Origin of the sequence: Escherichia sp. AM3 (assembly GCF_032029835.1) — a bacterium.
Classification (GTDB): Bacteria; Pseudomonadota; Gammaproteobacteria; order Enterobacterales; family Enterobacteriaceae; genus Escherichia; species Escherichia coli.
The window spans coordinates 1-241 of sequence record NZ_JAVUPQ010001261.1; the positions used below are offsets into that span (position 1 = coordinate 1).

Genomic DNA, 241 nt, shown 5'->3' on the forward strand with positions numbered 1-241 from the left:
GGATGGTCTCTTTCACCGAAGCCATCAGCGGGAAGTCCGTCAGTTCCTTCTCTTTCTTCGCCAGATCGCTGGCTTTGATGGTGTACGGCTCACTGCTGGTCTCCTTCAGATTCGCAGCCTGGGCCATGAATGGCGCCACGCAGGCTCCCGAAATGAGTACACTCAGTAACGTCCTTTTGTTCATTTCAGTTTTCCTGTTTATTTCAAATTAAATGTTAATATCCCGGCTTAGGTATTACTC

1 pseudogene is annotated in these 241 nt (G+C 48.5%); it reads right to left on the reverse strand.

Annotated features, from left to right (window positions below):
• A pseudogene (locus RTW80_RS30575) lies at nucleotides 1-184 on the reverse strand (chitinase); the annotation flags it as partial.
• Nucleotides 185-241 lie beyond the last annotated feature (57 nt).